This is a genomic window from Rhizobium sp. PDO1-076 (assembly GCF_000247475.1).
Taxonomy (GTDB): Bacteria; Pseudomonadota; Alphaproteobacteria; order Rhizobiales; family Rhizobiaceae; genus Allorhizobium.
The window spans coordinates 1-5,637 of sequence record NZ_AHZC01000124.1; the positions used below are offsets into that span (position 1 = coordinate 1).

Below are 5,637 nucleotides of genomic sequence, written 5' to 3' on the forward strand. Positions count from 1 at the left end.
GGGGGGATTATGGCACGGGTGGAAAGGAGGGGGATGAAATGGGGTGCGTTTTATTGAAAACGTTGGGGGATTTGGAAAGTTCATCCCCCCTGGGAGTAGGTTTTGGGGTGGTTTGTGCGCGTGAGCCCCCTCATCCGCCCTTCGGGCACCTTCTCCCTCGGGGGGAGAAGGAAGTCACCGCCCACCTTGCCGTCCGCTTTGCGCCGACTTCTTCCGCTCAGGCGGCGCGGGGCCGCGCGCCGGCCTTGTAAAACCGGTATACGGGACGGCGGACAGACGTCGATCAATCCACCAGCGCTTCGGCAGCATGACCAGTGCGTTCCAGATGCAGCAGCCTCGGATTGGTGGCCTGGAGATAGGCGGCGGAGCGGCCGATGTAGAGGAGCGTCGTGTCGCCGAGTTCGCCGAGAATGCGGCATAGCCGCTCTTCGGTGGCGGGTTCCAGGCCTTCCAGCACGTCGTAGAAGACCACCCAGCGCGGCTTGCGCAGGAGGATGTTGGCGAAGGCCAGCGCCATCTGTTCGTCCTTGTCGAGCGCGCGGTCCCAGCGGGCGCGGTCGTCGAGACGGTCAACCAGTTCATTGAGGCCGACGCGGGCGAGCACGGCGCGCAGTTCGGTGTCGGAGAAGCTGGCGGAGGGTGCGGGATAGGCAAGCAGGCTGCGCAATCGCCCTTCCGGCAGATAACCGACCTGCGGCACGAAGAGGATTTCCTCATTGGCGGGCAAGGTCACCTTGCCTTCACCGAACGGCCAGAGGCCGGCCAGCGCGTTGAACAATAGCTTGCGGTTCACGCCTTGGTCGCCATTGACCATGATCTTTTCGCCGGACTTGATGGTGATATCGCGTTCCTTGAGGCGGAAGGCGCTTTCGCAGGCATCACCGTTGACCCGCACGCAGATTTCGAGCGCCTGCAGATCGATCTGTCCCGGTTTGCCGCTTGCCATCGTGATGCGACCGGCGGTCTGCACCTGCTGGTCGAGATCCATCAGGGCGGCGCGAAAGACGGTGACGCGCATCAGGGCGGCGCGCCAGTCGGCGATGGCGCCGAAATTGTCGACATACCAGCGCAGCGCCGAATAGACCTGGGTGAAGGCCGCGGCCGCCATCATCAGGCCGCCGAAACTCATCGGGCCGGCAAAATAGGCGGGCGATGCAATCAGGATCGGCACGATGATCGCCAGCCAACCGAAGCCTGCAGTGACCCAAGTGAGATTGGTCAGCGCCATCGCCAGATGGCGGATCGAGCCAATCACCGTGTCGAGCGTCTGGTGGATATGGCGGCGCTCGGTTTCCTCGCCGCGCGCCAGCGCGATCGCTTCGAGATTTTCATTCGCCCGCATCAGCGAGAAACGCAGGTCGGCTTCGCGGGCATAACGATCGGCATTCAATCGCGACAGGCGGCGCCCGACCAGCTGGCTGAGCAGGGAGGCTGCGAGCGCATAGAGGATGGCGCCCCAGACCATGTAGCCGGGGATGGCAAAGCTGTATGTGCCGACATGGAAGGTGAAATTGCTCGACAGGTTCCACAATACGCCGATGAAGCTGACCAGAAGAATGGTCGACTGGACCAGGCCTATCGTCAGCGAAGTGGTCATTTCGGCGAGCTTGCGGGCGTCTTCATGCAGGCGCTGGTCGGGATTGACGCCGAGCGGGCTCGACATCGACAGGCGGAAGGCCCGCTTGTGCTTGAGCCACTGGTCGACGACGTCGCGCGACAGGCCCTCGCGCATGTAGAGCGCGGTCATCTGGTTGAGCCAGGTCTGAATGACATTGAGCAGCAGCAGGAAGCCGGCAATGATGGCGAAGTTGCGCAATTCGTTCAGGAAGGCTGAAAGATCCCGCCGTTCCAGTGCGTTGTAGAAGGGTGCGTTCCACTGATTGAGCAGCACCGTGCCATAGGCGGTCAGGAGGATGATGCCGAGCAGGGCGGTGGCGAAGGCGAGAATGCGGTTGCGCACCGCCGACTGCCAGAAACTGTCCAGCGCTATCGAAAGCTGGCGGTTGAAGCTCAGTTCGGCGGCCGGCAACGTGCCCTCGGCGGCGGTCTGCTGTTCCGTATGAAAGGTTACCATGCGCACTCATCCCATCCATCGCAGACAAGCTCTAGCACGCAGGGCTTGCGTTTCCCTTACCCTTTGACGCGGCTCTGCCGTGCACGATACGCAAGGCACATCTTGCGCCGACCCGCGCGGCGCGCTATCTCAAGGCTGCTCTAACGGGGTGCCTTTTGTTCCATCGGGACGAAATGCTGAGAGGCGAAAGCCAACCCGCGGAACCTGATCCGGTTAACACCGGCGGAGGGATTAGACGCGTCGATCGCAAAGCGCCCTATCCCGAGATCAATTGTTTTTTAGGAGGAGGGCGTCATGCCATCATATCTCGTCGACACCTTGCGTTCCGGCCTTGCCGCAGCGCTGCTTGCCACAGGCCTTGTGCTGCCGGCGCATGCCGCCGAAAAGACCCTGACCGTCTATACCTATGAGAGCTTCATTTCCGAATGGGGTCCGGGACCGAAGGTCAAGGAAGCGTTTGAGAAGAGCTGCGGCTGCACGGTCAATTTTGTCGGCGTCGCCGATGGCGTGGCGCTGCTGACCCGGCTGAAGCTGGAAGGCGAAGGCTCGAAGGCCGATGTGGTTCTCGGCCTCGACACCAGCCTGACCGAAGAAGCCAAGCAGACCGGTCTCTTTGAAGCCTCGGGCACCGATCTTGCCAAGGCCAAGGTGCCGGGCGGCTTTTCCGACGATGTCTTTGTGCCCTATGACTACGGGCATTTCGCCGTGGTCTACGACAGTGAGACGCTGAGAAATCCGCCGAAGAGCCTGAAGGAGCTGGTCGAGGGCGATCCGAGCCAGAAGATCGTCATCGAGGATCCACGCACCTCGACGCCGGGGCTCGGCCTGCTGCTCTGGGTCAAGTCGGTCTATGGCGACAAGGCACCGGAGGCCTGGGCCAAGCTCAAGGGCCGCGTGCTGACGGTGACGCCCGGCTGGTCGGAGGCCTACGGCCTGTTCACCAAGGGCGAGGTGCCGATGGTGCTGTCCTATACCACCTCGCCGGCCTATCACATGGTGGCGGAAGAGACCGATCGCTATCAGGCGGCGGAATTCTCCGAGGGCCATTACATCCAGATCGAGGTCGCGGGCCTGTTGAAAAACGCGCCGCAAAAGGATCTGGCCCGGCAGTTTCTCGCCTTCATGCTGGAGCCTGGTTTCCAGGACACGATCCCGACGAACAACTGGATGATGCCGGCGGCTGCGACATCCGAGCCGCTGCCGGACGCTTTCGGCACGCTGGTGCAGCCGAAGACGACGTTCCTGATGAGTTCGGCCGAGGTCGCCGCCAACCGCAAGGCGTGGATCGACGAATGGCTGGCCGCGATGACGCTGAACTGAGCCTCGCGGCATGGCCCGCCCGCGCATCCTGGCAAACGCGGAAAGACTGCCGGCTCTGGCCGGCGGTCTTCTGGTGCTTGCGCTGGTGGCGGGTTTTATCGGCACGGCGCTGGCAGCCTTGCTCTGCGGCCGGATGGACGGCGCATTCCTCGGCGTGATCGGCGATCCGGTGGTGCATTCGGTGCTGCGCTTCACGCTGTTTCAGGCAGCCCTTTCGACGGCTCTGTCGGTCATGCTTGCCCTGCCGGTCGCCAGTGCGCTGGCGCGCCAGCCGGGTTTTGCCGGTCGCCGCTGGCTGATCCGGCTGATGGCGGTGCCGATGGGCCTGCCGGTGCTGATCGGGGCGCTCGGGCTGATCGGTATCTTCGGGCGCCAAGGCATCATCAATGATGGCCTGGCCCTTGTCGGCCTTGCCGAGCCGGTGTCGATCTACGGACTTTCCGGCATCCTGATCGCGCATGTGTTCTTCAACCTGCCGCTGGCGACCCGGCTGATGCTGTCGGCGCTGGAGCGGGTGCCGGCGGAATACTGGCGTTCGGCGGCGAGCCTCGGCCTGTCGCCGCTGTCGATCTTCCGGTTCATCGAATGGCCGGTGCTGGCGCGGGTCATTCCGGGTGCCAGCGGCTTGATCTTCATGCTCTGCGCCACCAGTTTCACCTTGGTTCTGGTGTTTGGCGGCGGGCCGGCGGCCACGACGATCGAGGTGGCGATCTATCAGGCGCTGCGCTTCGATTTCGACCCCGAACGGGCGGTGTCGCTGGCGCTGATGCAGATCGTCGTCACCGGCGCCATCCTTGCGGCTTTGAGCCTGCTGCCGGCGGCGGTCGATACCGGCCAGACCAGCGGACGGCGGTTTGTGCGATTTGACGGCATGGGGCTGGCGATCCGGCTGCTGGATGCTGTCGTCCTGCTGCTGGCCACATTGTTTCTCGTGCTGCCGCTGGCGCAGGTGATCGTCTCGGGGGTGAATGCCGATCTGGTCAAGCTGTTGCGGGAGCCGGCATTCCGGCAGGCGGCGGGCACCAGCCTGATCGTCGCATCGTCCGCCGGCCTGCTGTCGCTTGCCTGCGCCTATGGGGTGGTTTCGGCACGGGCCGCGCTTTCGTCGGCGCGCACTGCTGCCATTGGATCGCGGTTGTTGTCGGCGGCACTCGGGGCAAGTTCGTCGCTGGTGCTGCTGGTGCCGACCAGCGTGCTGGCGACCGGCTGGTTCCTGGCCCTGCGCAAGACCGGCGACATCGCCAGCTTTGCGCCGGTCATCGTCGTCGGCATCAATGCGCTGATGGCGCTGCCGTTTGTCATGCGGGTGCTGGAGCCGGCCTTTGTCGAGCATCAGGCCCGCACCACGAGGCTTGCGACTTCGCTCGGGCTGAGTGGGATTTCACGCTTCCGGCTGGTCGACTGGCCGGTGCTGAAGCGGCCGCTTGCGATGGCGCTGGCCTTTGCCATGGCGCTGTCGCTTGGGGATCTCGGGGCGGTGGCGCTGTTCGGTTCGGAAAACATCTCGACGCTGCCGTCGCTGATCTATGCGCGCATGGGCAGCTATCGCAGCCATGACGCCGATGGCCTTGCACTCATTCTGGGGGCGATCTGCCTAGTGCTGGCGCTGATCGGCGCGCCGCAAGGAAAGGACATGCGCCGATGATGACGGAAAGAGCGGCGGCGATCCGCCTCGACCAGCTGCGGCTGACGCTCGGCGCGATGTCCTTTGACTTCGACTGCCGCTTCGAGGCGGGGGCGATCACGGCGGTCGTCGGGCCTTCGGGCTCGGGCAAATCGACCTTGCTCAATCTGATCTCCGGCTTCGAGCGGCCAGACAGCGGCCGCGTGCTGATCGGCGATCAGGATGTCACGGCTCTTGCACCCGCAGGGCGGCCGGTGTCGCTGGTGTTCCAGGACAACAATCTGTTTGCCCATCTCGACCTCTACACCAATATCGGGCTCGGCATTCATCCGGCGCTGCGGCTGACGGCGGCGGACCGCCAGGCGGTGTCGCTTGCGCTGGACCGGGTCGGGCTCGGTGGCTTCGAGCGGCGGCTGCCGGGCTCCTTGTCGGGTGGCGAGCGCCAGCGGGCGGCCTTTGCCCGGGCGCTGGTGCGCGACAAGCCGGTGCTGCTGCTCGACGAGCCGTTTGCGGCGCTCGATCCGGGGCTGCGGGCGGTGATGGTCGAACTGCTCGCCGATCTGCACGGCGAGACCGGGGCGACGATCGTGCTCGTCAGCCATGATCCGCGCGATGTCGA

General features: G+C 64.4%; 4 protein-coding genes and 1 riboswitch. Of the genes, 3 read left to right on the forward strand and 1 reads right to left on the reverse strand.

Annotated features, from left to right (window positions below; translation table 11 throughout):
• Positions 1-283: 283 nt before the first annotated feature.
• Entirely contained in the window at positions 284-2,074 is a 1,791-nt protein-coding gene (locus PDO_RS09380) for an ABC transporter ATP-binding protein/permease (RefSeq protein WP_007600815.1), read from the reverse strand.
• 134 nt (positions 2,075-2,208) lie between these two features.
• Positions 2,209-2,322, forward strand: a riboswitch (TPP riboswitch).
• 46 nt (positions 2,323-2,368) lie between these two features.
• Here PDO_RS09380 and thiB point away from each other — a divergent pair.
• The 3 genes from thiB to PDO_RS09395 form a co-directional block, all read left to right on the forward strand.
• The gene (gene thiB, locus PDO_RS09385) at positions 2,369-3,394 is read left to right on the forward strand and encodes a thiamine ABC transporter substrate binding subunit (protein ID WP_007600817.1); all 1,026 of its coding nucleotides are present in this window, start codon (positions 2,369-2,371) and stop codon (positions 3,392-3,394) included.
• Positions 3,395-3,404: 10 nt separating this feature from the next.
• Entirely contained in the window at positions 3,405-5,039 is a 1,635-nt protein-coding gene (gene thiP, locus PDO_RS09390) for a thiamine/thiamine pyrophosphate ABC transporter permease (RefSeq protein ID WP_007600819.1), read from the forward strand.
• On the forward strand, positions 5,039-5,637 hold a 599-nt coding region (locus PDO_RS09395), incomplete at its 3' end, for a thiamine ABC transporter ATP-binding protein (RefSeq protein WP_037073177.1). The genes thiP and PDO_RS09395, both read left to right, overlap by 1 nt.

Coding starts and splice junctions, on each gene's coding strand:
- PDO_RS09380 (WP_007600815.1), bottom strand. CDS start 2,074: ATGGTAACCTTTCATACGGAACAGCAGACCGCCGCCGAGGGCACGTTG.
- thiB (WP_007600817.1), top strand. CDS start 2,369: ATGCCATCATATCTCGTCGACACCTTGCGTTCCGGCCTTGCCGCAGCG.
- thiP (WP_007600819.1), top strand. CDS start 3,405: ATGGCCCGCCCGCGCATCCTGGCAAACGCGGAAAGACTGCCGGCTCTG.